A 25593-nucleotide genomic window follows, 5' to 3' on the forward strand; every position below is an offset into this window, starting at 1 on the left:
GTTGAACCGTGAAATCGTGGACCTCCCGCCCTGTTCCTGAGCTGCCCGGCAGCATGCCGCAATTACGGCTGTTCGACACAGCCCTAGGCCGCGTAGTGGAGGTTGAACGGCAACCGGAACAGTCCATGTATGTCTGCGGCATCACGCCGTACGACGCGACACACATGGGTCACGCGGCAAGCTACGTGGCCTTTGACCTATTGAACCGGGCTTGGCGAGACGCTGGCCTCCGCGTCTCCTACGTCCAAAATGTCACGGATATCGATGACCCCCTGCTGGAGCGCGCCACCGCCACGGGAGTGGACTGGCGCGAACTGGCCCAGAGCCAGATCGAGCTTTTCCAGACCGACATGGACGCACTTAATGTCCTTGCACCCAATCACTACATCGGCGCCGTTGAGGCCATCCCGGACATCGTTCCCGCCATCGAGCGCCTCATTGCCGACGGCGTTGCCTACCGCGTTCCTGGTTCTGACGGCGAGCCTGACGGCGATGTCTATTACGACGTCGAAATGGCCGGCAAGCGCTCGGACGCGACAGACGCCTGGACACTGGGGGATGTGTCGGGACTCGGCGAAACAGAGATGCTGTCGCTGTTCGCCGAACGCGGCGGAGATCCCGCAAGGGCTGGAAAACGCCATGCACTTGATCCGCTGCTCTGGCGCGTGGCCCGTGAAGGCGAACCGCGTTGGCCTGGCGGAACCCTCGGAGACGGCCGGCCCGGGTGGCACATCGAATGCACGGTCATTGCACAGAAGTATCTTCCGGCACCCTTTACCGTCCAGGGCGGAGGCTCGGACCTCGTGTTCCCGCACCACGAAATGGGAGCAGGCCATGCTTACTCTCTGTCCGGAGTGCCGTTGGCACGGCACTATTCGCACGCAGGCATGGTGGGTCTGGACGGAGAAAAGATGAGCAAGTCCAAGGGCAACCTTGTTCTTGTCTCCAAGCTCCGCGCGGCTGGAGAAGAACCGCCGGCCATCCGGCTGGCGATTCTGGCCAACCACTACCGTTCGGACTGGTCCTGGACCGATGAGGAGTTTGCGGCAGCCAAGAAACGGCTGGCGCAGTGGCGTGAAGCAACGGAGCATGCCCAGGCCGGTTCGGCGGGACCGCTGGTGGCCGCGATGCGCAAGGAGCTGGCCAACGACCTCAACGCTCCCGGTGCCATCTCCGCAATCGATCGATGGGCAGAAGACACCCTGCGGGGCAATGCTCCGGCATCCGAGCAGGACCGTGCCGTGATATCTGACGCCATTAATGCGCTGCTGGGCGTTGAACTCTGAGGCCGCAAAGCCCGCAGAAACACGCCCAAAACCCGTAGGAAGCAGCAACGGCCCCGACGCTTCGTCGGGGCCGTTGCCGGTTTATGACGGCAGCAGGGGTCAGGGCCGGTCCTTGCCGCGCCGCTTGAGGTACCGCTCGAATTCGCGGGCAATGGACTCCCCGGACGCTTCCGGAAGATCGGCCGTGTCTTTGGCCTCCTCCAGTTGACGCACATACGCCGCAATTTCCGGGTCCTCGGTAGCGAGTTCGTCCACTCCGCGCTCCCAGGCTTCCGATTCTTCAGCCAAGGCCAGACTGTCCAACGGAACCTGCAGCAGATCCTCGACCTTGTGCAGAATGGCGAGCTGGGCTTTGGGAGAGGGCGGCTGGGCCACGTAGTGGGGGACTGCTGCCCACAGGGAGACAGTCGGCAGGCCCGCAAGCATGGCGAATTCAGCAAGCACACCGACGATGCCTACCGGCCCCTCGTACTGGGAAGCCTCAAGATTAAGCCGCTCCCGCAATGAGCTGTCCTCGGTGGTGGTGCTCACCGGAATGGGACGGCTGTGGGGCACGTCAGCCAGCAATGCGCCAATCAGGACCACGGAGTCAACCTTGAGTGCTTCGGCATGGACCAGCAATTCCGTGGTGTAGGCACGCCAACGGTACGAAGGTTCCGTTCCAAGGACGAAAACCACGTCCACGTTGCTGTCCGGTACTGATGCCTTGTAGATCCGGGTTGATGGCCATTTGACCTTGCGGGCACCGGAAGAAGTTCGCCTCACGGTGGGCCGTGTGAACTGGAAGTCGTAGTACTCCTCGGCGTCCACAGTGGCAACCTTCTTGCCATCCCACAGCTTGTTCAAATAGTGCAGCGCATCGCTGGCCGCCTCACCGGCATCGTTCCAGCCCTCAAACGCGGCGAGCATTACGGTGACACGCTGGCCTTCCGCGGGTTCCTTGAGGAAACGCTCGGGCTCCGCGGTGATGTCCTGTCCTTCGGGGGTCCCGTCCACACTGTTCATCCACTCACCCTACGTCCAAGACCCTCGTGGATGCATGGCATTTGATGTCAATGCGTGTCACCGATTCGCCCACAGCGCAAAGCACGGACAGCCCTTGTCCAGGTTCCACGTAGACTGGAAACCATGCATTCCTCACCCAGCCAGCCCCACCTCAAAGCCGTGCTCTGGGATATGGATGGCACACTCGTGGACACCGAACCCTACTGGATCGCTGCCGAGCGCGCGCTGGTTGAGGCACATGGAGGCAGCTGGTCGCACCAGCAAGCCATGCAGTTGGTGGGGCAGTCTTTGCTGCATTCTGCTGCTGTCCTGCAAGCCGCCGGAGTTGGGCTTGAAGCCCGCAAGATCGTGGATACCCTCAGTGCCCAGGTCATTGAGCAGGTCCGCAAGGAAGTTCCGTGGCGCCCCGGTGCGCGCGAACTGTTGGATGAGCTCCAGCAGGCCGGCATCCGCTGCGCCCTGGTGACGATGTCCGAGGGCCCGCTGGCCGGCGTTGTAGTGGAAAGCCTGCCCAAGCCCTACTTCGAGTTCATGGTTACCGGGGATACCGTCGCCAACGGAAAACCGCACCCCGAGGCGTACCTTACGGCCGTTGAACGGCTCCGGCTGGACGACCCGTCCCTCACCATTCATCATTGCGTCGCCTTGGAGGATTCCGTTCCGGGCGCAACCGCGGCCATCGCTTCGGGCGTGATCACCGTGGGTATTCCGCATCAGGTACCGCTGCCCGAGGATCACCGGATGGTCATGTGGGACACCTTGGTGGGCAGGACCTCATCCGATGTCCAGCAATTGGTCGTTGACCGTTTTCAGGCAGCAAACCTCCTCGAAGGGGCCAACTAGGTGACAAGCTCCTCCACCCCGCATCATGCAACCAGTAAGAAGGACGGCATACCCCTTGGAAGGATTGCCGGCATACCTGTCTTTCTCGCCTACTCGTGGTTCGTGATCGCCGGCTTCACGGTCATCGTGTACGGACCCGCGCTCCTGGTACGGATGCCGGATCTCGGCATCGGAGCCTACTTCGTTGCCTTGGGATACGCCTTGCTGCTGGCCGTCTCTGTCTTGGTCCATGAGCTGGCGCACGCCTTGAGCGCCAAAGTGTTCAACTGGCCCACGGAGAAGATTGTGCTGAACCTCTGGGGTGGCCACACCCAATTCGAGAACTTCACGGCTTCGCCCGGACGTTCAGTAGTGGTCGCCCTGGCCGGCCCTGCCTCCAACTTCGTCTTGGCGGCCGGGATGTGGGCCGTACTCTCTACTGGCGTCCTCAGCGGCGTATCCGACATCCTGGCCAACATCCTGATGTGGGCCAACCTCCTCATCGGCCTCTTCAATGTCCTCCCCGGCCTTCCCCTGGATGGCGGGCGTTTGGTGGAATCGGCTGTGTGGAAAGCAACGGGCAGCCAGGACAAAGGCACCATCGCCGCCGGCTGGTCCGGCCGCATAATCGTTGCCGCCTTGGTCATCTGGTTCATCGGCCTGCCGCTCCTCAGCGGTACACCCCTGGACATCAACCTCATGCTGATCACTGTCCTCGTCTGCGGATTCTTGTGGATGGGCGCTTCCAGTTCAATTCAACACGCGAAGCTCCGCAGCCGCCTTTACCTGGTGAGCGCCGCGGGCCTGGCAGAGCGCGCCGTGGGCGTACCGAACTCAGCCACCGTGGCCGACGTCCTGGACATATCACCGTCCGGAAGTCCCGCCGTCGTGATCTGTGGACCGGATGGCAAGCCGCAGGGCGTAGTGGACTTCGGCGCAGCGGCCGCCGTGCCTCCCCAGTCGACTGCGACGACGCCGGTCACCGCAGTGGCCCACGCCCTCGGCGCCGGGGCGTACGTCCCGGAATGGTCCAAAGGCCAGGAGCTGATCCAGTACTTGGCACGGCTGGAGGGCGGCGAATACGCTGTGGTGGACCACAACGGAATCGTGACAGGGCTTCTGCGCCAGCAGGCAGTTGTGACGGCCATAACAGGCAAGGAAGCCCGCAGGAGCGGGCGCCCCTGACATCCTTGCCGGTAGAGTTGCATGCCGGCGGTTTTACCGAAGAACCCATTGATTTTTGGCGCCCATCCGCCAGCACGATGTTGCGGCCAAGCCGTACAGGAGCGAGGAACAGTACATGAGCAGCGAAACCGCCGCCCCCGAAGCAAACGCCGGCATCGACGAGGCATCCGCGAGCCAGGCGATGACCGGCCAGGCCGTGCAGCCGACGGGCGCTGCCCGCCGCCGCGGCCCTTTCCGCGTCGGTGAGCGGGTCCAGCTCACTGACGAGCGCGGCCGCATGAACACCATCACCCTGGAGGTTGGTGGTGCTTTCCACACCCACCGCGGCTTCCTGAACCATGACGAAATCATCGGCAAGGTGGATGGCTCCGTGGTCAGCAACAACGTTGGCCAGCAGTACCAGACGCTGCGTCCCCTGCTCTCCGACTTCGTCCTGTCCATGCCCCGCGGCGCCGCTGTGGTCTACCCGAAGGACGCGGGCCAGATTGTCACCATGGCCGACATCTTCCCGGGCGCACGCGTCGTTGAAGCCGGCGTCGGCTCCGGTGCCCTGTCCATCTCCCTGCTGCGCGCCGTGGGTGACGGTGGTTACCTCCACTCGTTTGAGCGCCGCGAGGAATTCGCCGACATCGCCCGTGGCAACGTGGAGACCATTTTCGGTGGACCACACCCGGCATGGCAGATCTCCCTGGGCGACTTCCAGGAAGAAGTGGTCAAGGCTGAAGCTCCAGGCTCCGTGGACCGTGTGGTCCTGGACATGCTCGCTCCGTGGGAGTGCCTTGATGCCGTGGCCACCGTCCTGGCGCCTGGCGGTGTCTGGATCAACTACGTGGCAACCGTCACCCAGTTGTCCCGCACGGCCGAGGCCATCCGTGCTGACGGACGCTTTACCGAGCCTGACGCTTGGGAATCGATGGTCCGCGGTTGGCACCTCGAGGGCCTTGCCGTCCGTCCGGATCACCGCATGGTGGCCCACACCGGCTTCCTCCTGGTGACCCGCCGCCTCGCCGACGGTGTCACCGGAATTTCCGTCAAGCGCCGCCCGTCCAAGACTGAGTTCAGCGAAGAGGACCTCAACGCGTGGACCCCTGGCGCAGTGGGGGAGCGGTCAGTATCCGACAAGAAACTCCGCCGGGCTGCCCGTGACGCCATCGCCGGCACCAACGTCCAGGACGATCCCGCAGTCACAAACTGACAAAGGTCACAATAGGGTCCGCATTCCGAATGTCACCCAGCACCCTGAGCTTTTCGGGACTAAGGTCTTGTTAAGCGCAGGAAGGGGCTGATGAATCGTGGATACGTCAAACAACGACCTTGGACGGCCAACGCCGGAGGAAGCACACGCCGCAGCGGAAGAAGCAGCAAGCCGGGGGCTTTCCGCTGTCCAACCGCCCGAGCCCTCGAGTGATCTGACCGTCGCCGAACGGCAAATCAATATCCTCCGGGACAAGCTTCGCCACATTGACCGCCAGTTGGCAGCCGCTACCCAGAACAACAGCAAGCTCGTGGGCATGCTGGAGACCGCGAAGGCCGAGATCCTCCGGTTGAAGGGCGCGCTGGAGCAGGAGGGCCAACCCCCCTACAGCTTCGGAACCGTGGTGCAGATCAATCCGCGGAAGCAACCGGCTGCCGGCAGTTCCAGCCAGGCCGCCACCGAAGAGTCCGTGGACATCTTCAATTCCGGCCGGAAAATGCGGGTGGGTGTCAGCCCACTGGTCAATGTGAACCAGCTCGCAGTGGGCCAGGAAGTCCTCCTGAACGAGGCATTGCTGGTGGTGGCCGGCCTCGGCTACGAACGCGCCGGCGAACTGGTGACGCTCAAGGAAATGCTCGGCAAGGACCGCGCACTGGTGGTGGGCCGGGCCGACGAGGAACGGGTGGTCCGGCTTTCGGGCGCACTGCAAAGTGTTCACTTGAAGGTCGGCGACGCCCTGTCATTGGATTCCCGCACCGGTTACGCCCTTGAGAAGGTGCCGCGGGCCGAAGTGGAGAACCTCGTCCTCGAAGAAGTCCCGGATATCACCTATCAGGACATCGGTGGCCTCGGCCCCCAGATCGAACAGATCCGCGACGCCGTGGAGTTGCCGTTCCTGCACCCGGACCTCTACCGTGAGCACGGGCTGAAAGCCCCCAAAGGCATTCTCCTCTACGGCCCTCCGGGTTGCGGCAAAACCCTCATCGCCAAAGCCGTGGCGAATTCACTGGCAGCGCGTGCGGCGGAACGTGCCGGCAACACCGACCTGAAGAGCTACTTCCTGAACATCAAGGGTCCGGAATTGCTGGACAAATACGTGGGCGAGACTGAGCGGCACATCAGGTTGATCTTCTCCCGCGCACGGGAAAAGGCGTCCGATGGCAGCCCGGTCGTTGTTTTCTTCGATGAAATGGACTCGCTGTTCCGGACCCGCGGCACCGGCGTTTCCTCGGATGTGGAGACCACCATTGTTCCGCAGCTGCTCAGTGAGATCGATGGCGTGGAACGCTTGGACAATGTGATTGTCATTGGCGCCTCCAACCGCGAGGACATGATCGATCCCGCCATCCTCAGGCCGGGCCGCCTTGACGTGAAGGTCAAGATACAGCGTCCCGACGCCGAGGCAGCGGCTGACATTTTCGCGAAGTACATCACCACCGACCTGCCCTTCCACGCGCAGGACCTGGCCGAATATGGCGGCGACGTCCAGGCCACCGTCGATGCCATGGTCCAGCGCACCGTGGAAGCCATGTATTCAACGGAGAAGTCCAACGAGTACCTTGAGGTGACCTACGCCAACGGCGATACCGAGATGCTGTACTTCAAGGACTTCAACTCCGGTGCCGTGGTGCAGAATGTGGTGGACCGCGCGAAGAAGTACGCCATCAAGGACCTCCTGACCAACAATCAAAAGGGACTCCGCATCGAGCACCTTCTGCGGGCCGTGGTGGACGAGTTCCGTGAGCACGAGGATATGCCCAACACCACCAACCCGGACGACTGGGCACGGATCTCGGGCAAGAAGGGCGAACGGATTACCTACATCCGCACCATCGTCCAGGGCAAAGCCGGCCAGGAACCGGGCAAGTCCATTGAAACCACTGCCAACACGGGCCAGTACCTGTGACAGCAAGACCCGAAGGTACGCCCGCTGAGAAGTTGCCCGCCGGCGGTGCCATGCGCGTCATGGGCTCCGAAACTGAATACGGCATCCATGCACCATCGGCTCCCGGGGCGAACGCCACCATGATGTCCGCAAGGATCATCCAGGCGTATGCCGCAGTCACCCGGCAACGGGCAGCCGGGGGAGCCGAAACGCGCTGGGACTACACCGACGAGGAACCGTTGCACGATGCCCGCGGCTGGACCGTGGACCGGGCAGCGGCGGACCCCAGCCAACTGACGGACCAGCCACCAGTGCTCGACGCCGAGGCAGTCGCGTTGGCCTATGGCCGCCAGGAGTTGGAACTTGACGGCGCGGATGAGTCCGGTTCCTTGCTGATGAACATGGTCCTGGGTAACGGTGCACGCCTTTATGTGGACCATGCGCACCCCGAGTATTCGAGCCCTGAGGTCACCAACCCCCGGGATGTTGTTGCTTGGGATGCGGCTGGGGACTTGGTTGCGTTGGCCACGGTCCGGAAGGTGGCGGCCGATGCCGGCCTCCCTCCCATCAACCTCTACAAAAACAACACGGACAACAAGTCAGTGTCCTATGGTTCGCATGAAAACTACCTCATGCCCCGTTCGGTTCCCTTCGGCGACATCATTCGCGGCCTGACACCGTTCTTTGTGTCCCGCCAGGTCATGTGTGGGGCCGGACGCGTTGGACTGGGGCAGGACAGTTCGACCCCCGGTTACCAGATCAGCCAACGTGCCGACTTCTTCGAAGCAGAGGTGGGGCTGGAAACAACCATCCGGCGCCCCATCATCAACACCCGGGATGAGCCGCACGCAACAGCTGACAAGTACCGCCGCCTTCACGTCATCATTGGCGACGCCAACCTCAGCCAGGCCTCGAACTACCTCAAATTCGGCACCACTGCCATGGTCCTGAGCCTTATCGAGGCCGGCCAGGCGCCCAGGATCGAGGTCCACGAACCCGTCCAGGCACTTCAGTCCGTCAGCCATGACACAACGCTGACGGCAACAGTGAGGTTGCTTGACGGCCGAAGGGTGACTGCCCTGGATATCCAGTGGATGTTCTACGAGGCGGCAGCAAAACTCTCCCAGGAAACGGGAGTGGCGGATTCCGTGACCGGAGACGGCCACACCCATGGTGTCTTGACGCGGTGGGAATCAACGTTGACAACGCTGGGCAGCGACCTCGATGCCGCCGCATCCTCTGTTGAATGGGTGGCCAAGAGGTCGCTCCTGGAAGGGTACCGGAAGCGCGACGGACTGTCCTGGGATGACGCCCGGCTGGGGCTGGTTGATCTTCAGTGGTCCGATATCCGGCCGGAAAAGGGTCTTTACTACAGGCTGCTGTCCAAGGACCGCATGCTGAGGATCGTCGACGACGCCGACATCGCCCGGGCGGTGACCGAACCGCCGTCGGACACCCGCGCATACTTCCGCGGCCGTTGTGTTTCGAAGTTCGGCAAGGACGTGGTCGGGGCAAGCTGGGACTCGGTTATTTTCGATGTCCCCGGGTTGGGCAAGCTGCAGCGGGTCCCCACCCGCGAACCCCTCCGGGGCACGGAGGCGTTGACCGGAGCGCTGTTTGAGCGCCATCAGGATGCAGGCGCCTTCCTGTCTGAGTTGATGGGCCGGAATGGCCCCCCGGCGAAGAGCTGACGGCGCTCCGCCACGGGAAGATCCGGGCCTGGTCAAAGCCGTACGCAGCAGCCCGCAGCGTGGCAATATGGCAGTAGGAAGTCTCCGTCATCAGGAGACTGACAGTAGGGAGAAAGAAAATGGCAGCACAGGAGCAGCAACAACCACAGTCACGGGACACCGAAACTGAGGTGGATGTCCCTGAGGCCCCGCCCGCAGCACCTGCGGCACAGGCTTCGGACGCAACGCAGGGCGTGGATGACCTTCTCGACGAAATCGACGGCGTTCTCGAATCCAACGCTGAGGAATTCGTCAGGGCGTTTGTCCAAAAGGGTGGCCAGTAAGCGGACCCGCTACAGGATGTACTGCCCGGCAGGCGTGAGGCCGCCGGGCATCGGAACGCAGAGTCGAAGGAGTGCAGCAATGCAGGACCCATCAACCGGCCCCCTGGCCACCCAGGCAACATCTTCTTTCACGGAGCATCTCCAACGCTCGCGTCCCGAACTCCTCCCGTTCAATCAGTCCTTACCGGCCGGCACTGTCCCGTCCTCACCGCACGCCACCACGATCGTTGCCTTAACGTATCCGGGCGGCGTGCTGATGGCGGGGGACCGTCGCGCCACCATGGGCAATGTCATCGCCAGCAGGCACATCGAGAAAGTGTTCCCTGCGGATGAGTACTCCGTCTTGGGTATTGCCGGAACGGCTGGCCTGGCCATCGACATCACCCGTCTTTTCCAGGTTGAACTGGAGCATTACGAGAAGATCGAGGGCACTTTGCTCAGCCTCGTGGGCAAGGCGAACCGCCTTGGCGCCATGATCCGTGGAAACCTGCCAATGGCCATGCAGGGAATGGCGGTCATTCCCCTGTTTGCAGGGTTTGACCACGTCTCCGGCGTGGGCAGGCTGTTCTCCTACGACGTCACCGGTGGCCGCTATGAAGAGCAGGAACACCACTCGGTGGGTTCAGGTTCAGTGTTTGCCCGCGGAGCCCTGAAGAAATTGTGGAAGCCGAACCTCTCCGAGGAAGCCGCCGTCGCGGTGGCTGTTGAGGCCCTCTACGACGCCGCCGACGACGACTCCGCTACCGGCGGCCCCGATCCAGTCCGCCAGTTGTGGCCCGTGGTCTACACCGTCAACCGCGCCGGGACCCGCCGTGTTCCGGAACGGGATTTGGCGGCCATAGCGGGCGCCATCGTCGAATCCCGCGCCATCGCCGGACGGGAGGCCTGAGATGACCCAGCAGTTCTACGTCTCTCCTGAGCAACTCATGAAGGACCGTGCGGACTTCGCGCGGAAAGGAATCGCACGCGGCCGATCAGTAGTGGTGATCAGTTGCGCCGACGGCATCGCGCTGATCGCAGAGAACCCCTCGCCGTCCTTGCATAAAATTGGTGAAATCTACGACAAAATCGCGTTCGCGGCTGTAGGCAAGTACAACGAGTTCGAAAGTCTCCGGCAGGCCGGCGTCCGCTACGCCGATGTCCGGGGCTATTCCTACGATCGCGAGGACGTCACCGCCCGCGGACTGGCCAGCGTGTATGCCCAGAGCCTCGGTGCCGTGTTCACGGCTGAACAGAAACCCTTCGAAGTGGAACTCGCCGTAGCCGAGGTCGGCTTGACGCAGGAGCAGGACCACCTCTACCGGCTGACGTTTGATGGCTCCATCGCCGACGAGAACGGCTTCGTGGTCATGGGTGGACTCGCCGAGCAAATTTCAGACGTCGTCAGCGGCGCCTGGGATCCTGAGCTCACCCTGTCCGGCGCCATGCGCTTGGCCCTGCGCGCCCTGTCCACGGACAAGGACGCCGATGCCCTGCCGGCCACCGCCGTCGAAGCTGCAGTACTGTACCGCGCATCCGAAAGCCACCGCGGTTCCCGGAGGGCGTTCCGGAGGCTTTTGCCGGAGGACATGACCCGGTTGCTCACAGAGGAGGCTTGAGATGGACAAGAGAATATTTGGCATCGAAACGGAATTCGGGATCTCTTATTCCAGCCCGGATTCACGGCCCTTGGCTCCCGAGGAAGTAGCCCGCTACCTCTTCCGCAAGGTGGTCAGTTGGGGCCGTTCGTCCAATGTGTTCCTGACCAACGGCTCGCGGCTGTACCTGGATGTGGGTTCGCATCCGGAGTATGCCACGGCCGAGTGCGACGACCTCGCACAGCTGATTGCCCATGACAGGGCGGGCGAACTCATCCTGGACGACCTCGTGGATGAGGCCCAGGCAAGGCTGGCGGCAGAGGGCTTCAACGGCACTGTTTACCTCTTTAAGAACAACACCGACTCCGCGGGAAACTCCTACGGCAGCCACGAGAACTATCTGATCCCGCGCCGCGGCGAATTTTCCCGCCTTGCTGAAATCCTCATTCCCTTCCTGGTGACGCGCCAGCTGATCGCCGGTGCAGGCAAGGTCCTCAAAACACCCCATGGGGCCACCTTCGCGTTCTCCCAACGGGCGGACCACATTTGGGAGGGCGTGTCCTCAGCAACCACCAGGTCCCGCCCCATCATCAATACCCGCGACGAGCCCCATGCCGATGCCGAGTTCTACCGCCGCCTCCATGTGATCGTGGGGGACAGCAATATGTCCGAAACCACGGCACTGCTCAAAGTGGGAACAGTGGACCTGATCCTCCGCATGATCGAGTCGGGCGTCATCATGCGCGACATGCGCATGGAGAACCCCATCCGCAGCATCCGCGAAATCTCCCATGACCTGACAGGCCGCGCCCTGGTCAGGCTTGCCAACGGCAGGCAGCTCACCGCCCTCGATATCCAGCGCGAATACCTCACCAAGGTCACCGAATTTGTCGCCACCAACGGGGCGCACAATCCCCATGTACCGCTGATCCTGGACCTCTGGAAGCGCACGCTGGACGCCATCGAAAGCGGTGACACGTCCACCATTGATACCGAAGTGGACTGGGCCATCAAGAAGAAGTTGATGGACGGGTACATGCACCGGCACGACCTCAGCCTGGACTCTCCACGAATCGCCCAACTTGACCTCACTTACCACGACATCTCGCGGCAACGCGGCATCTTCTTCCTGCTGCAGGCGCGGGGGGCAGCACGTCGGTTGGTCACGGAAACAGAGGTCAAAGACGCCGTGGACGCACCGCCGCAAACAACGCGGGCGAAACTGCGTGGAGACTTTGTCCGCCGGGCCCAGGAGCTTGGACGCGACTACACCGTGGATTGGGTCCACCTGAAGCTGAACGACCGCGCCCACCAGACAATCCTCTGCAAGGACCCGTTCCGGAGCGTCGACGAGCGGGTGGATGCGCTCCTGGACTCTATGAGCTGACTCCCAGCTTCACGGGCTATTCTGGATAGTGGTCTCTTCACGGGACCCAACCTGCTTGGAGGCGCAAAGCGCCCTTCCGAGTGTCCCTTGCCCCGACGAAAGTGTCTTTTTGTGCGCCGACTCCTAGCGATCCTCCTGCCCGCCCTTTTGCTCATCACCGCCTGTGGCGGCGAGAGCACGCCGGCGGCCGAGCCCACCAGCAAGTCCGTAGGCGACGTCTCCAAGCTCGACTCCGTCAAGGTAACGGACAACGGCAACGACAAAGCGCCGGGCATTGAATTCTCCAAGCCCCTCACTGTGGCTGAGCCCACGGTTGACGTCGTCAGCGAAGGCGATGGAGCCCGCGTGAAGGCGGGGCAGACGGCTGAACTGGCCTACGTCGCCGTGGACGGCAACGATGGCAAGACCCTCGAGGACGGCTACGCGAACGGCCCCCAGCCGATCGATCTGACGGATCAGATCAAGTCCAGCAATGAACTGATCTACAACGCCATAATCGGCGCCAAGGTCGGCAGCCACGTTGCCATCGCCGCCCCCGGCAATTCCTCGGGTGACACCCCTGCCGGCACACAGCTGGTGGTCTTCAAGATCGTCTCCGCCAAGGACGCCGCTCCGGTCCTGGAGAAGCCCGAAGGTGAAAAAGTGACTCCTCCGGCCGGCCTGCCCACCGTGAAGGAAGACGACAAGGGCATTCCGCAGATTTCCGTGGATGGCGTCGCCGCGCCCAAGGAACTCATCGCCCAGGACCTGATCAAAGGCTCCGGAGCTGCCGTCAAGGCCACTGACACCCTGACCGTCAACTACGTCGGTGTAAACCTCGTAGGCGGCACCAAGTTCGATTCGAGCTTCGATCGGGGAGAGCCCACCAGCTTCCCCCTCACCGGCGTCATCAAGGGCTGGACGCAGGGCCTTGAAGGCAAGACCGTCGGCTCGCGCGTGCTGCTGGTCATCCCGCAGGACCTGGCCTACGGTGAAACCGGCCAGGGCGAAGCCAAGGGCGACCTCGTATTCGTCGTCGACATCCTCGGCGTCAAGTAACCACCACCGAAACGTCGACAAGACTGCCGGGCACTGGCTTAGGCTGGTTCCTGACACCAATCCGACCCCACACCAAGGAGCAACCATGTCATTTGGTCAGCGTGACTTTGACCGCACCAAGCCTGAAATCGACTTCCCTGAAGGCGATGTCCCCACCGACCTCGTGATCACGGACCTCATTGAGGGCACCGGTCCCGAAGCCAAAGCCGGCGACACCGTCTCCACCCACTACGTTGGCGTCGCCTGGTCCACCGGCGAAGAATTCGACGCTTCCTGGGGCCGCGGCGCTCCGCTGGACTTCCGCGTTGGCGTCGGCCAGGTCATCCAGGGCTGGGACCAGGGCCTGCTGGGCATGAAGGTCGGCGGCCGCCGCCGCCTGGAGATTCCTTCGGAGCTCGCCTACGGTTCCCGTGGCGCCGGTGGAGCCATCAAGCCCAACGAAGCGCTGATCTTCGTTGTAGACCTCGTGGCCGTCCGCTAGGACACCTCTCAGGGCAAGGCGCGTTACTTTCCGGTTTTACCGGTTGGTGACGCGCCTTGCTGCTTTCCCGCCGGACTTTAGTAACGTAGCAACCGTGTCCGCATCCCGCACTGAACGACTCTTGAACCTTCTCCTGGCTTTGCTCAATACCCGGGTGGGCCTGCCACGCTCCGTCCTGCGCGAGAAGGTCTACCACGATTCCGCAGAGAATGACGTTGCCTTCGGGCGCATGTTCGAGCGCGACAAAGTAGATTTGAAACAGTTTGGCTTTGAGATCGAGACACTCACGGATCCACGCCACTTCGGTGTCGATGACCCTGCGTCAACGCGCTATCGCATCGGCAAGGACTCCAACAGGCTGCCCGATGTGAGCCTCACGCCCGCGGAATGCACCGTGTTGCTTCTCGCTGCGCAGCTGTGGGAACGGGCAGCGCTTGGGTCCGCGGCAGCCAACGCCGTCCGCAAGCTGCAAGCCGCAGGAGGTTTCACGGATGTGGACCTCCCCGCCGGGGTCCAGCCCCGGATCAAACCCGCAGGACAAGCCTTCGACGACGTCGTGGCAGCCATGCATGGCAACCATCCGGTCCGCTTCGGCTACCTCGCCGTCAGTACCGGGCGTGAAGAAGTCCGCGAGGTTGAGCCTTGGGGACTCGGCAGCCGCTTTGGCCAGTGGTACCTCGTGGGCTTCGACCGGGGGAGGGGAGCAAAGAGGCTCTTCCGGCTTTCACGGATGACTACCGCGGTGGCCCTGGTGCCGGGGAGCAGCTTCGAGCCGCCGGCTGGTTTCAATGCCAGGGCCGAGCTGGATGCCCTCCATGAACTGCCCGTGCAGCGGGCCACGCTCTCCGTCGACAAGGACCGCCTGCTCGCCTTGCGCAAAAGGGCCGTCGTAACATCCCCCGTGGATTCCACCCGGGACCGCGTCGTGGTGGAGTTCCGGGATCCCGAGGTTCTCGCCGAAGAGCTGGCCTCGTACGGTCCGCACGTAAAGGTGGACGGCCCCGCTGAACTGCGTGCCGCCGTCGTGCGCCGCCTCCAAGGTGCCCTGGACTTCGATGCTGGACCGCCCGTACCGGTGGTGTTCCCGGAGGCCGCGCGGGCCCAGCGTGCCCGTAAGCGCACCTCCGAGGACCAACTCGCCAGAATGCTGCAGCTGGTCCCGTTCCTGGTCCATCACCAGGGTCTCCACATCCAGGAAGTGGCAGACCACTTCGGCATCACCCGCAAGGCGCTGATAGACGATCTGAAGATCCTCATCTGTTCGGGACTCCCTGAGGGATATCCGGATGACCTCCTGGACATCCAGTGGGAGAACGACCATGTGTACATCTCCGAGCACCTGGACCTGAACCGCCCGGTACGCTTCAGCGAAGATGAAGCCGCTGCCTTGCTGACCGGCCTGGCCATGCTGGGAGACCTTCCGGCGTTGGCGGGCGTCTCCGAAGACGAGCCAGGGAGTGCCTTGGAATCCGTCACCATCAAGCTGACTGGCGCTGCAGGGCAGGCGGGACGCTTGGCTGGCGCAGTAGCCGGCCAATCCGTTGAGCCCGAGCAATCACAGGCGTTCGCCGTCATTACCCAGGCGATCAGGGACGGCCGCCAACTGCACTTGAAGTATCTTTCCCGGCAGCGGGACGAGCTGACCGAACGGGACGTTGACCCCCTGCGGCTCTATTCGCTGGATAATACGTGGTACTTCGAGGCGTATTGCCACAGCAAGGCAGGCATCAGGAACTTCCGCCTGGACAGGGTGGAAATCGTCGAACCGAACGGACGCCCTGCCTCAGGGACGGCCACTGCAGAGCAGGACTTCCCTGCCCGCTTGTTTACGCCCAGCGACGACGACGTCCTGGTGGTGCTGCACCTGACCAGGCAGGGTTTGGGGCTGGCGGATGACTACTACGCGGAGCGCACTGCGCAACTGTCCGACGGCGGCCTCCTTGCCGAGGTGCGGTTCGGCACAGCGGAGTGGCTGCCCATGTTCGTTTCCCAACACGGCGGCTCCGTCCGAATCCTGGAACCCGTGGCCCTGCGCGATCAAACCAGGACATGGCTTAACGTGGCCCTGGAGCAGTACGACTCTCCGTCCGACCGCGCGGCTGGCTAGACTACTCAGATGCCTTGGTGGTTCTGGATCCTGTTGTGGATCGCGCTCATAGCCCTGTCGTTGCTGCTTCACCTGACGCTGGGGTATCGCTTGTTCAGAAAATTCATGTCAACTGTTCATGAACTGGGCGACGCGGGTAAACGTTTCAGCAACCTTCCACCTGTCGTCGAAACCTCCGACGTTGAAACCTCGGAAAACCGCCCCGGGCCCGGGTCCGCAATTTTTGCCTCACCGGATCAGATGCGTCATGATTACCTGACGGCCAAAGCCTTCCGCCAGGAAGTTCGTCGCCAAAGGCGCGTCAAGCGCAAAGCAGAGCGGGGTCAGCCCCAATCCCTGCACGACATTGAATTCAGATAGACGTAGGATGTATCCAAAAGGAAAGGACCTCCCCACATGAGGCTCGAAGGCTGGCATCTCATCATCATCATCGTCCTGGCTCTGGTGCTCTTCGCAGCGCCGAAGCTGCCGTCCATGGCGCGCAGCATTGGGCAGTCGATGCGCATTTTCAAGTCTGAAGTCCGCGAAATGAAGAAGGACGGTTCTTCCGAAGCGAAGGACTCCCAGGACGCTTCCGACGCCGTTGAAGGCAAGGTAGTAGGCCACCCGGACGCCAAGGCCAAGAACACCGGCGAGACTGACGTTCCGCCCTCCAACCGCGTCTAGAGAGAAGTGGTGGAAACGAAGGGGCGCAAGGCCAACCCCGAAGCCCGGATGGCGCTCCTTGACCACCTCAAGGAGCTGAAGAACCGGCTCTTCAAGGCTGCAATCGGCATCATCCTTGGCACCGTGGTGGGCTTCATCGTCTACCAGCCGCTTCTGGAGGCCCTGATCAAACCGATCAAGGACCTTAACGAGAAGGAGGGGCGCGCCGCCACCCTGAACTTTGACGGAGTGGCCAGCTCTTTTGACCTCATGGTGCAGGTCTCGGTGTTCCTCGGCGTGCTCCTTGCTTGCCCGGTGTGGATCTACCAGCTCTGGGCCTTCATTGTGCCTGGGCTGCACAAGAAGGAACGGCGCTTGGCGTTGACCTTCGTGGCCGCGGCCGTACCCCTCTTCGTCGGCGGGGTACTCCTTGCCTGGCTGGTGCTCCCCAATGCCGTCAGGGTGTTGACGGACTTCACCCCGTCGGGTGCCTCCAACTTCATCACCGCCCAGGTGTACCTGGCGTTTGTCCTGAGGCTCCTGCTGGCGTTCGGCATCGCCTTCCTGGTTCCCGTGGTGCTCGTTGGGCTGAACCTTGCCGGGATCGTCAAAGGCAAGCAACTCATCAAGAGTTGGCGCATTACCATCTTCCTGGTCTGCTTGTTCGCTGCGATGGCCGCTCCCGGCGCTGACGCCATGAGCATGTTCTATCTCGCAGCACCCATGCTGCTCCTGTTCTTTGCGGCCATTGGAGTCTGCGTCCTTAACGACCGTCGCCGTGAACGCCGTGCCATCAAGCGGGCAGCTGAGACTGAAGCCACGGCGGACATCGCCACCCCGGCATCGGATCTGGAGAATCTCTAGACCGTGGGCCACTAGGCTTGATGCATGTCCTCCATCTCCGGGTCTCCATCACCATCAGAGAGCTACCAGGCTGCAGCGCAGCGGGCCTCTGAGTCCAAAACCTATCTGGGCGCCTTCGCCCGTTCCTTGGATTTTGACCTGGATGACTTTCAACGCGAGGCATGCAGGTCCCTCCAGGAGGGCCGTGGCGTCCTGGTGGCAGCACCCACGGGCGCGGGTAAGACGATCGTGGGGGAGTTCGCGATCTACCTTGCTCTGGAACGAGGCCTCAAGGCTTTCTACACCACCCCCATCAAGGCGCTGAGCAACCAGAAGTTCTCGGAGCTGGCATCAAAATACGGCGCTGCGAACGTAGGCCTGCTGACAGGCGATACCACCATCAATGGCGACGCCCCGGTGGTGGTCATGACCACCGAAGTCCTGCGGAACATGCTGTATGCAGACTCCGAGACCCTGGGCGACCTGGGGTTTGTGGTAATGGACGAAGTCCATTACCTGGCTGATCGCTTCCGGGGTGCAGTCTGGGAAGAAGTCATCATCCATTTGCCCAGCGAGGTCCAGGTGGCTTCGCTCAGTGCCACCGTTTCCAACGCAGAAGAGTTTGGCGCCTGGCTGGATACTGTCCGGGGTGATACCGACGTCATCGTCTCCGAACACCGGCCGGTACCGCTGTGGCAGCACGTCATGGTGGGCCGCGAAATAGTTGATCTCTTCGCCGGCGACACCACCTTCGATGAAATTGCACCCCAGGCCACCGGGGCGCCGGAGACTGAGGTGCCCGATATTTCCGAGGCCGCCGAGGTAGCCAGCGAACCCGCCCCCACGGACCGGCGAAACGTCCATGCCAAGCGTTCCTCCGCCGCCAAAGTCCAGCAGGCCGTCACTGGACCTGAGTTTGAGGTCAATCCGGATCTGCTGGCCATGGCCCGTTCCGAGAGCCGCATGAACATGAGCGGCCGTTTTGGCCACGGGAGACGCAGCCGCCGCCGTCAGGACCGTCACCGCGATGAACGCCAGCAGTCAGAGCAACGCAGCCCGGTTCGCAAGGCAAGCCGGCCCCAGGTCATTGAGAGCCTCAGGCGCCAGGATCTGCTGCCTGCGATCACCTTTATTTTCTCCAGGGCCGGCTGTGACGCAGCCGTCGCACAGTGTGCAGCCTCCGGGCTATGGCTGACAACGGAGCGTGAACAACAAATCATCGCCCAGCGCGTGGACGAAGCCAGTCACGAAATTCCTGCAGACGATCTCGACGTCCTCGGTTTCTGGGGCTGGCGCGACGGACTCCTCAGGGGCTTTGCCGCCCACCACGCGGGCATGCTGCCCACCTTCAAGGAAGTGGTGGAAAAACTCTTTGCCGATGGCTTGGTCAAGGCCGTCTTCGCCACCGAAACGCTGGCTCTGGGCGTCAACATGCCGGCCCGCTGCGTGGTGCTGGAGAAACTGGAAAAGTTCAACGGTGAAGCCCATGTCAATATCACAGCGGGGGAGTACACCCAGCTGACGGGCCGGGCAGGACGCCGGGGCATCGACGTCGAAGGCCATGCGGTGGTGCTCTGGCAGCCGGGGACCGACCCCGCAGCCGTGGCAGGCCTGGCCTCACGGCGGACGTACCCCCTGAACTCCAGCTTCCGGCCCACCTACAACATGAGCATCAACTTGATTGCCCAGTTTGGCCGTGTTCGCGCCCGCGAAATCCTGGAGTCCTCTTTTGCCCAGTTCCAGGCAGACCGCTCCGTGGTGGGTATCGCCCGGCAGGTGCGGGGGCGCGAAGAGTCTCTGGCTGGCTACGCCAAATCCATGCAGTGCCATCTGGGTGACTTTACCGAGTACGCAAAACTCCGGCGGGAGCTGAGCGACGCAGAGAATTTCGCGGCCCGCGACCATCAGCGCGCCCGCAAGTCCCACGTTGCCGATTCCCTGGCCCGGCTGATCCCCGGCGATGTCATCAGTATCTTCAGCGGCAGGCTGGCCGGCCATGCGGTTGTTCTCGAAGTGGATCCGAATGCCCGTGAGCCCCGGCCATCGGTGCTGACCTCGGATAACCAGCTTCGCCGGATCGGCGTGCACGATCTCGACGGACCGGTCTCGCCCGTGACGCGGATCCGCATACCCAAATCGTTCAATGCCAAGGTGCCCAAGGCCCGCCGCGACCTCGCCTCCTCCATGCGCCACGCCATCAGTGAAGATGCACCGCACAGCCGCCGCAACAGCAGGCACGAGGACTTCGGCCTGGGGGCCCGCCTGCCCGACCAGGAAAAGAAGATCGCCGATCTGAGGCGTGCACTGCGCGCCCACCCCTGCCACGGCTGCAGCGAACGCGAAGACCACGCCCGCTGGTCGGAGCGCTGGTGGAAGTTGCGGAAGGAAACCGACGGACTGGTCCGCCAGATCCAGAGCCGCACCAACACCATCGCCAAAACCTTCGACCGCGTGTGTGATCTGCTCTCCGCGTATGGCTACCTGGAGACGAACGACGCCGGCCACGTCAGCATCAGTTTCGACGGGCAGCGGCTTCGCCGGATCTATGGCGAGAAGGATCTGCTCATTTCACAGTCGGTCCGACGCGGGGCATTGAACGATCTCGATGCCGCCGAGTTGGCGTCCTTGGCCAGCACGCTGGTCTACCAAGCCAAACGCGAAGACCGCGGCCTGCGGCCCAAGATGCCCAGTGTTTCGCTGGAGACCGCCGTGGATATTGTCGTCCGCGAATGGTCCCAGCTGGAGGATACCGAGGAACATTACAGGCTCCCTTTGACGGGCGAGCCGGAACTTGGACTGATGTGGCCCATGTATAAGTGGGCCAAGGGCCGCCACCTGCAGGATGTCCTGAGCGGAACCGACCTCGCCGCCGGTGACTTTGTCCGTTGGGCCAAGCAGGTAGTGGACCTCCTTGACCAATTGGCCAAGATCCCCCAACTCGACCCCAGAGTGGCAAGGATCTGCCGTGAGGCCATCGAGCTGGTTCGTCGCGGCGTTGTTGCCTACTCCACTGTGGCCTAGCGCAACCCTTCACTGATTGACCGTTTCCAACGCTCAAGGAGCACAACGCATGAACCAGCCAGGCGTGCCAGCCGGCCACAACCGTACCGCTGAGGGCCGCAAGGTCACCATGTACCGCAACGGATCCATTTATACGGCCGCTGATCCCTTTGCCACGGCCATGGTGGTGGACGGCGATACCGTCGCCTGGGTGGGCTCCGAGCAAGCCGCCACGTCCATCGCTGACTCATCCATGGAGATCATCGATCTCCGCGGCGCCCTCCTTGCGCCCGGCTTTGTGGACTCGCATGCGCACCTCACAGAAACGGGCCTTGCCCTTTCCGGCGTGGACCTCGCCACCGTGCGCTCAGCCAAGGAACTGCTCGACGCCGTTGCCACTGCCGGCGGCGACGGCACCATTATCGGGCACGGATGGGATGAGACAGCGTGGAACGACTCCTCGCTGCCCACCATCGAAGAACTTGACCGGGCAGGGGCTGGACGGCAGGTCTACCTCTCCCGCATTGATGTCCACTCCGCCTTGGTTTCTTCATCGTTGGCCGCAGCTGCCGGCCTGAAAGGCGTGGACGGGTTCTCCGGCGGCCCACGGGTTGTACGTGCAGCGCATACCGCTGCGCGCCTCACAGCCCGGCAGTTTCCCGAAGCGGTGCGGCGGGGACTCCAGGAACGTGCCCTCAAGGAAGCGGCGTCCCAAGGCTATGTAGCAGTGGCTGAAATGTCGGCACCCCACATCTGCGGCCCGGACGACCTGCGACTGGCAGCGTCGTGGAACGACCTCGGTGGCAGCCCTGAAGTGCTCCCGTACTGGGGCGAGCTGGCCTCGTCTGTGGAGCACGCCGAGAACATTCTGGGCGGCCTGGGGACCAAGGTCCTGGGTCTCGCCGGAGACCTTAACGTAGACGGTTCGCTTGGTTCCCGAACTGCTGCCCTCCTGGATGACTATTCCGATGCGCCTGGGCACCGCGGCAGCCTGTACCTCTCCGTGGATGATGCAGCCCGGCACCTTGCTGCAACCTCCCAGCTTGGCGTCCAAGCGGGCTTCCACGTCATTGGCGACGCTGGCCTCGCCACCGTTCTGGAAGCCTTGGACGTTGCCGCAGCTGAGGTAGGGGAGCAGCGGATCCGGGCCGCGGGCCACCGGCTGGAGCACGTTGAACTGGCCGATCAGTCCGCCATCGACAAACTGGCCAAGTACTCCATCACCGTCAGCGTGCAACCTGGCTTCGACGCCGCGTGGGGCGCTCCAGGCGGGTTGTACGAGCAGCGCCTGGGAGGTCGAAGCAAGGCCATGAACCCCTTCGCGTCCTTCTACGCGAGTGGTGTCCCTATCGCCTTTGGCAGCGACAGCCCTGTCACGCCTCTTCGTCCGTGGACCAGCGTGCGCGCGTGCTTGGAACACAGCAACCCGGAACAACGGATATCCGCCAGGGCCGCTTTCCTGGGCCATACACGCGCCGGCTGGCGCGCCGCGAAGTACCGCAACCCCCTGATGGGCCAGCTGGTGCCCGGTGCACCTGCCAGTTTCGCGGTGTGGGAAGTGGAGGAGCTGATGGTCCAGGTGGCAGACAGCCGCGTCCAGTCATGGAGCACGGACCCGCGGGCGCGGACACCGCTGTTGCCCGCACTGGATACCGGCAGCGACCCCCGGTGCCTGCAGACCGTCCGTGAAGGACAAGAGCTGTTCGCCCACGGGTCGCTCCGGGTTTAGGGGAATCAATTTCCAGCCGCCAGTAGCCTGCTGAACTGGGCCGATGCCAGGATCCGCAGGTCACCGGGCGGTTGACAGCGTGGGGTGAGTCCGTAGCATTGAGGCTCAACGGATGATCAGCCCGCGGGCGAAAGCCACGGTTTGATGGTTCGGTCGCGGCCGGAGCACGTTCATGGTGGCGGCAAACAGGTGGGCAGGTCCGCAGCGACCCAGAAAACAGTTCGTCGGGGACTCAGTTGCCCGGCGCCACTGGACCTGGGCTTGTGGACCTGCCCGCGGCATGCCGCCTCCGGCACCTCCGCCTGTGTCCCACGCCACTACCGCCCAGGGAGCGCGCTGCGGCGTCCTATAATGGAGAGTTGCGCCAGAATGCCAGCCGCCACGGCTGGTCCGGCACACTGACCGCTCCATCAAGGAAAGGCCTCTTCTTGCGTGTCCTGACGATCATTCCCACCTACAACGAGCTCGAATCGCTCCCGGTGACCCTGGGGCGGCTGCGCGCAGCAGTTGCCGAGTCCGATGTTCTAGTGGTTGACGACAACAGCCCTGATGGTACCGGACAACTGGCCGATGAGTTTGCTGCCAAAGACCACCAGGTTCATGTCTTGCATCGTAAGGGCAAGGAAGGCCTCGGTGCGGCCTATATCGCCGGTTTCAAGTGGGGGCTCGCCGCCGGGTATGACGTCCTGGTGGAAATGGACGCCGACGGTTCGCACAAGCCGGAACAGTTGCCGTTGCTCCTGGATGCCGTTAAGGATGGAGCCGACCTCGCCATGGGCTCACGCTGGGTCCCTGGTGGCAGCGTGGTCAACTGGCCGCTCTACCGCCAGGCCATCTCACGTGTCGGCAGCACCTATGCCCGCATCATGCTCGGCGTGAAGATCAAGGACGTCACCGGAGGCTACCGCGCCTTCAAGCGCAGCACCCTGGAGGCGCTGAACCTGGATGAGGTCGAGTCGGTCGGCTACGGCTTCCAGGTGGACCTCGCCTGGCGGGTGGCCAAGCTGGGCCTCCGCATCGAGGAACGCCCCATTACCTTTGTGGAGCGGGAGCTGGGTGCGTCGAAGATGAGCGGCAACATTGTGGTGGAAGCCATGATCAACGTCACCAAGTGGGGATTGGCGGCCCGCTGGGCAAAGCTCACCCGCAAGACGCCCGCCACGGCAAAGTAGCCCTGCCAAAAAAGAGGCCGGGTCCGGTTCCCTTGGGAACCGGACCCGGCCTTTCTTGGTCTGGGCCTGCTTTTGTCTGGATTGCAGACTAAGCCGAGCGGCGCTCTCCGCGGCGCTCACGCAGAATGTTCAAACGATCCTCAAGGATCTGCTCCAGCTCAGGAAGGCTGCGGCGTTCCAGCAGCATGTCCCAGTGGGTGCGGACGGCTTTCTCGTTGGCATCCACAGGACGCTCGCCATCGACCAGAAGAGCTTCCTTGCCGGTCTTCGAAACCCAGACCGGGGGAATCTCTGCCTCGGAGGAGAAAGTTACGAAGACCTGCTCGCCGTCCTCGCAGCGGTACTCGACCCGCTGGCGCGGTGCCGGTTCAACGCCGGATTCGGTTTCCATGCTTTGGGCGCCAAGACGCATACCCCGCAGGCTGCGATCGCTCATGATTACTCCCTCTGTCTGTACGCGGAGCAGGAACCCCGCGCTGGCCGTAAGCCGTTTTCACGATCCTTACGGACTACTTCTGCACACCTTGCATCACTAATTGCAACGCCTGGCCAAGCTTTTATGTTCCATCCAGGCTGAACCAGCCGGACAAATATCCCATTATACGCGGAACATCTCCTACTACTCAAAAGCCACGACACGCAACGAGCGGCCAGCCGGAATGGCTGACCGCTCGTAAAGCCTTAACCTCTGGTTATTCGGCAGGCCGTGCATGCTCCGCGGACGCTGCGGGAGCGGGCGTCTTACTTTCGTCCCCGCCACCGAAGAGACCTACGGGGGAGTCCCCGTTGTTCCCTCCGAGGGCGCCGCCGATGCCCTTGAGGGCTTCTCCGACTTCGCTGGGAATGATCCAGAGTTTGTTCGAGCTTCCTTCAGCGATCTTCGGGAGGGTCTGCAAATACTGGTAAGCAAGAAGCTTCTGGTCCGGGTTGCCCTTGTGGATGGCGTCGAAGACCTTCTGGATGGCCTGGGCTTCACCGTCGGCGCGGAGGATGGCCGCCTTGGCATCACCCTCAGCGGCGAGAATGGCCGCTTGGCGCTGGCCTTCAGCGGTGAGGATTTGCGACTGCTTGGTACCTTCGGCGGTCAGAATGGCCGCACGGCGATCCCGCTCTGCGCGCATCTGCTTTTCCATCGAGTCCTGGATCGAATGGGGCGGATCAATCGCTTTCAGCTCCACGCGCGACACGCGGATTCCCCAACGGCCCGTGGCTTCGTCCAGGACGCCACGCAACTGACCATTGATCTGGTCGCGCGATGTGAGCGCCTCTTCGAGGTTCAGCCCACCGACCACGTTGCGGAGCGTGGTGGTTGTCAGCTGCTCGACCGCCTGGATGTAGTTGGCGATCTCATACGTAGCCGCCCGGGGATCAGTGACCTGGAAATAGACCACGGTGTCGATCGAGACCACCAGGTTGTCCTCAGTGATAACAGGCTGCGGCGGGAAGGACACCACTTGTTCGCGGAGGTCCAGGAGCGGCAGGAGCCGGTCAACAAACGGGATCAGGATGGTGAGGCCCGGGTTCAGCGTGCGCTGGTACTTACCGAGCCGTTCAACGACGCCGGCGCGGGCCTGCGGGATGATCCTGACCGAGCGGACCAACACTATGATGACAAAAATAACGAGAACAATCAGCACAATTGCTGCTGCTGTTCCTCCTAAGCCGTCCATACATCTCCTTCGTTCCCCAATTGCGTGGTTTGATGCGGCGGTCCGGCCAGGCTGCCGAACCGCGTGAATTCAAGGCGCGTGGTCAGCGCGGGCTGTTGTCGGCCGGCGAGGTGACTACCGCCGTCGCGCCGTCGATTTTGGTGACCTGGACTGTGGCGCCGGCGTCGATGACACCGGCGGTGCTGCGGGCGCTCCAGACGTCACCGCCAATTTTGACGAGCCCACTGGTGCCGCTCACGGCTTCAATGACGAGAGCGGGCTGGCCAATCAGCCGGTCGATGTTGGATCGCTGCTCTTCGGGACCCTTGTGAAGGTGCTTGAGCGCTACGGGCCGCACGAAGGCGATCATCAGGAGGGAAACCACGCAGAAGATGACAATCTGAAGCCAGAAATCCGCGCCGGCGAAGTCGGCAACCAAGCCCGCCAAGGCTCCTCCGCCCAGCATGATGAAGAAGAGGTCCAAGGTGAGCATTTCCACCACTGCGAACGCGAGGAAGACCGTGAGCCAGAGGGCCCACCAATTCTCGCCGAGCCATTCAAACATCATTCCCC

Annotated in this window: 23 protein-coding genes; 19 read left to right on the forward strand and 4 right to left on the reverse strand. The window is 62.8% G+C overall.

The genetic code is table 11. The annotated features are described in order from the left end of the window. The first annotated feature begins 8 nt into the window (after positions 1-8). The gene (gene mshC, locus ABQM86_RS11080) at positions 9-1286 is read left to right on the forward strand and encodes a cysteine--1-D-myo-inosityl 2-amino-2-deoxy-alpha-D-glucopyranoside ligase (RefSeq protein ID WP_369744418.1); all 1278 of its coding nucleotides are present in this window, start codon (positions 9-11) and stop codon (positions 1284-1286) included. A 99-nt stretch (positions 1287-1385) separates the two neighbouring features. Here mshC and ABQM86_RS11085 read toward each other — a convergent pair whose 3' ends face one another. After that, on the reverse strand, positions 1386-2291 hold the full coding sequence (locus ABQM86_RS11085) for a PAC2 family protein (RefSeq protein ID WP_207593577.1): 906 nt from the start codon (positions 2289-2291) through the stop codon (positions 1386-1388). A 123-nt stretch (positions 2292-2414) separates the two neighbouring features. Here ABQM86_RS11085 and ABQM86_RS11090 point away from each other — a divergent pair, with 123 nt between their 5' ends. The 18 genes from ABQM86_RS11090 to ABQM86_RS11175 all read left to right on the forward strand — a co-directional run bounded on the left by ABQM86_RS11090 (position 2415) and on the right by ABQM86_RS11175 (position 23371). Continuing rightward, positions 2415-3134, forward strand: a complete 720-nt coding sequence (locus ABQM86_RS11090) for an HAD family phosphatase (RefSeq protein WP_280622865.1) — start codon at positions 2415-2417, stop codon at positions 3132-3134. Beyond that, entirely contained in the window at positions 3135-4298 is a 1164-nt protein-coding gene (locus ABQM86_RS11095) for a site-2 protease family protein (protein WP_369744419.1), read from the forward strand. 115 nt (positions 4299-4413) lie between these two features. Then, entirely contained in the window at positions 4414-5493 is a 1080-nt protein-coding gene (locus ABQM86_RS11100) for a tRNA (adenine-N1)-methyltransferase (RefSeq protein WP_278251927.1), read from the forward strand. A 97-nt stretch (positions 5494-5590) separates the two neighbouring features. Next, a complete protein-coding gene (gene arc / locus ABQM86_RS11105) occupies positions 5591-7399 on the forward strand; it encodes a proteasome ATPase (RefSeq protein ID WP_207593580.1) in 1809 nt (602 codons plus the stop codon). A gap of 50 nt (positions 7400-7449) precedes the next feature. After that, the gene (gene dop / locus ABQM86_RS11110; protein ID WP_369746660.1) at positions 7450-9069 is read left to right on the forward strand and encodes a depupylase/deamidase Dop; all 1620 of its coding nucleotides are present in this window, start codon (positions 7450-7452) and stop codon (positions 9067-9069) included. Positions 9070-9188: 119 nt separating this feature from the next. Further along, positions 9189-9392 (forward strand): ubiquitin-like protein Pup, encoded by a 204-nt coding sequence (locus ABQM86_RS11115; protein WP_026540702.1) that lies wholly within the window; start codon positions 9189-9191, stop codon positions 9390-9392. Positions 9393-9471: 79 nt separating this feature from the next. Next, positions 9472-10281: a proteasome subunit beta gene (gene prcB / locus ABQM86_RS11120; protein ID WP_207593581.1), complete on the forward strand. Its 810-nt coding sequence runs from the start codon at positions 9472-9474 to the stop codon at positions 10279-10281. A gap of 1 nt (position 10282) precedes the next feature. Next, positions 10283-10990 carry a proteasome subunit alpha gene (prcA, locus tag ABQM86_RS11125; RefSeq protein WP_207593582.1) on the forward strand — a complete coding sequence of 236 codons (708 nt, stop codon included), beginning with the start codon at positions 10283-10285 and terminating at the stop codon, positions 10988-10990. Between the two features lies 1 nt (position 10991). Beyond that, positions 10992-12356, forward strand: coding sequence for a Pup--protein ligase (gene pafA / locus ABQM86_RS11130; RefSeq protein WP_207593583.1), 1365 nt, complete (start codon positions 10992-10994; stop codon positions 12354-12356). 111 nt (positions 12357-12467) lie between these two features. After that, complete coding sequence (locus tag ABQM86_RS11135) at positions 12468-13394, forward strand: FKBP-type peptidyl-prolyl cis-trans isomerase (protein WP_369744420.1); 927 nt, start codon at positions 12468-12470, stop codon at positions 13392-13394. Positions 13395-13479: 85 nt separating this feature from the next. Next, a complete protein-coding gene (locus tag ABQM86_RS11140; RefSeq protein ID WP_017200957.1) occupies positions 13480-13875 on the forward strand; it encodes an FKBP-type peptidyl-prolyl cis-trans isomerase in 396 nt (131 codons plus the stop codon). A gap of 94 nt (positions 13876-13969) precedes the next feature. Continuing rightward, complete coding sequence (locus ABQM86_RS11145; RefSeq protein WP_369744421.1) at positions 13970-15982, forward strand: helix-turn-helix transcriptional regulator; 2013 nt, start codon at positions 13970-13972, stop codon at positions 15980-15982. 9 nt (positions 15983-15991) lie between these two features. Continuing rightward, positions 15992-16342 carry a hypothetical protein gene (locus ABQM86_RS11150; RefSeq protein ID WP_207593586.1) on the forward strand — a complete coding sequence of 117 codons (351 nt, stop codon included), beginning with the start codon at positions 15992-15994 and terminating at the stop codon, positions 16340-16342. Positions 16343-16378: 36 nt separating this feature from the next. Further along, on the forward strand, positions 16379-16648 hold the full coding sequence (gene tatA / locus ABQM86_RS11155; protein ID WP_280622872.1) for a Sec-independent protein translocase subunit TatA: 270 nt from the start codon (positions 16379-16381) through the stop codon (positions 16646-16648). A 6-nt stretch (positions 16649-16654) separates the two neighbouring features. After that, entirely contained in the window at positions 16655-17491 is an 837-nt protein-coding gene (gene tatC / locus ABQM86_RS11160) for a twin-arginine translocase subunit TatC (RefSeq protein WP_369744422.1), read from the forward strand. A gap of 24 nt (positions 17492-17515) precedes the next feature. After that, the gene (locus tag ABQM86_RS11165) at positions 17516-20491 is read left to right on the forward strand and encodes a DEAD/DEAH box helicase (RefSeq protein ID WP_369744423.1); all 2976 of its coding nucleotides are present in this window, start codon (positions 17516-17518) and stop codon (positions 20489-20491) included. Between the two features lie 49 nt (positions 20492-20540). Then, a complete protein-coding gene (locus tag ABQM86_RS11170) occupies positions 20541-22199 on the forward strand; it encodes an amidohydrolase (protein ID WP_369744424.1) in 1659 nt (552 codons plus the stop codon). A 428-nt stretch (positions 22200-22627) separates the two neighbouring features. Further along, complete coding sequence (locus ABQM86_RS11175) at positions 22628-23371, forward strand: polyprenol monophosphomannose synthase (RefSeq protein ID WP_369744425.1); 744 nt, start codon at positions 22628-22630, stop codon at positions 23369-23371. Positions 23372-23459: 88 nt separating this feature from the next. On the opposite strand, the gene ABQM86_RS11180 is transcribed toward ABQM86_RS11175, so the two are convergent. From ABQM86_RS11180 to ABQM86_RS11190, 3 genes are all read right to left on the reverse strand, one after another. Beyond that, positions 23460-23807 carry an RNA polymerase-binding protein RbpA gene (locus ABQM86_RS11180; RefSeq protein ID WP_011774875.1) on the reverse strand — a complete coding sequence of 116 codons (348 nt, stop codon included), beginning with the start codon at positions 23805-23807 and terminating at the stop codon, positions 23460-23462. A 256-nt stretch (positions 23808-24063) separates the two neighbouring features. Then, on the reverse strand, positions 24064-25041 hold the full coding sequence (locus ABQM86_RS11185; RefSeq protein ID WP_207593592.1) for an SPFH domain-containing protein: 978 nt from the start codon (positions 25039-25041) through the stop codon (positions 24064-24066). Between the two features lie 82 nt (positions 25042-25123). Beyond that, positions 25124-25585 (reverse strand): NfeD family protein, encoded by a 462-nt coding sequence (locus ABQM86_RS11190; protein ID WP_207597560.1) that lies wholly within the window; start codon positions 25583-25585, stop codon positions 25124-25126. Between the last annotated feature and the right edge of the window lie 8 nt (positions 25586-25593).

The sequence above is a fragment of the Paenarthrobacter sp. AMU7 genome (assembly GCF_041200195.1).
Lineage (GTDB): Bacteria > Actinomycetota > Actinomycetes > Actinomycetales > Micrococcaceae > Arthrobacter.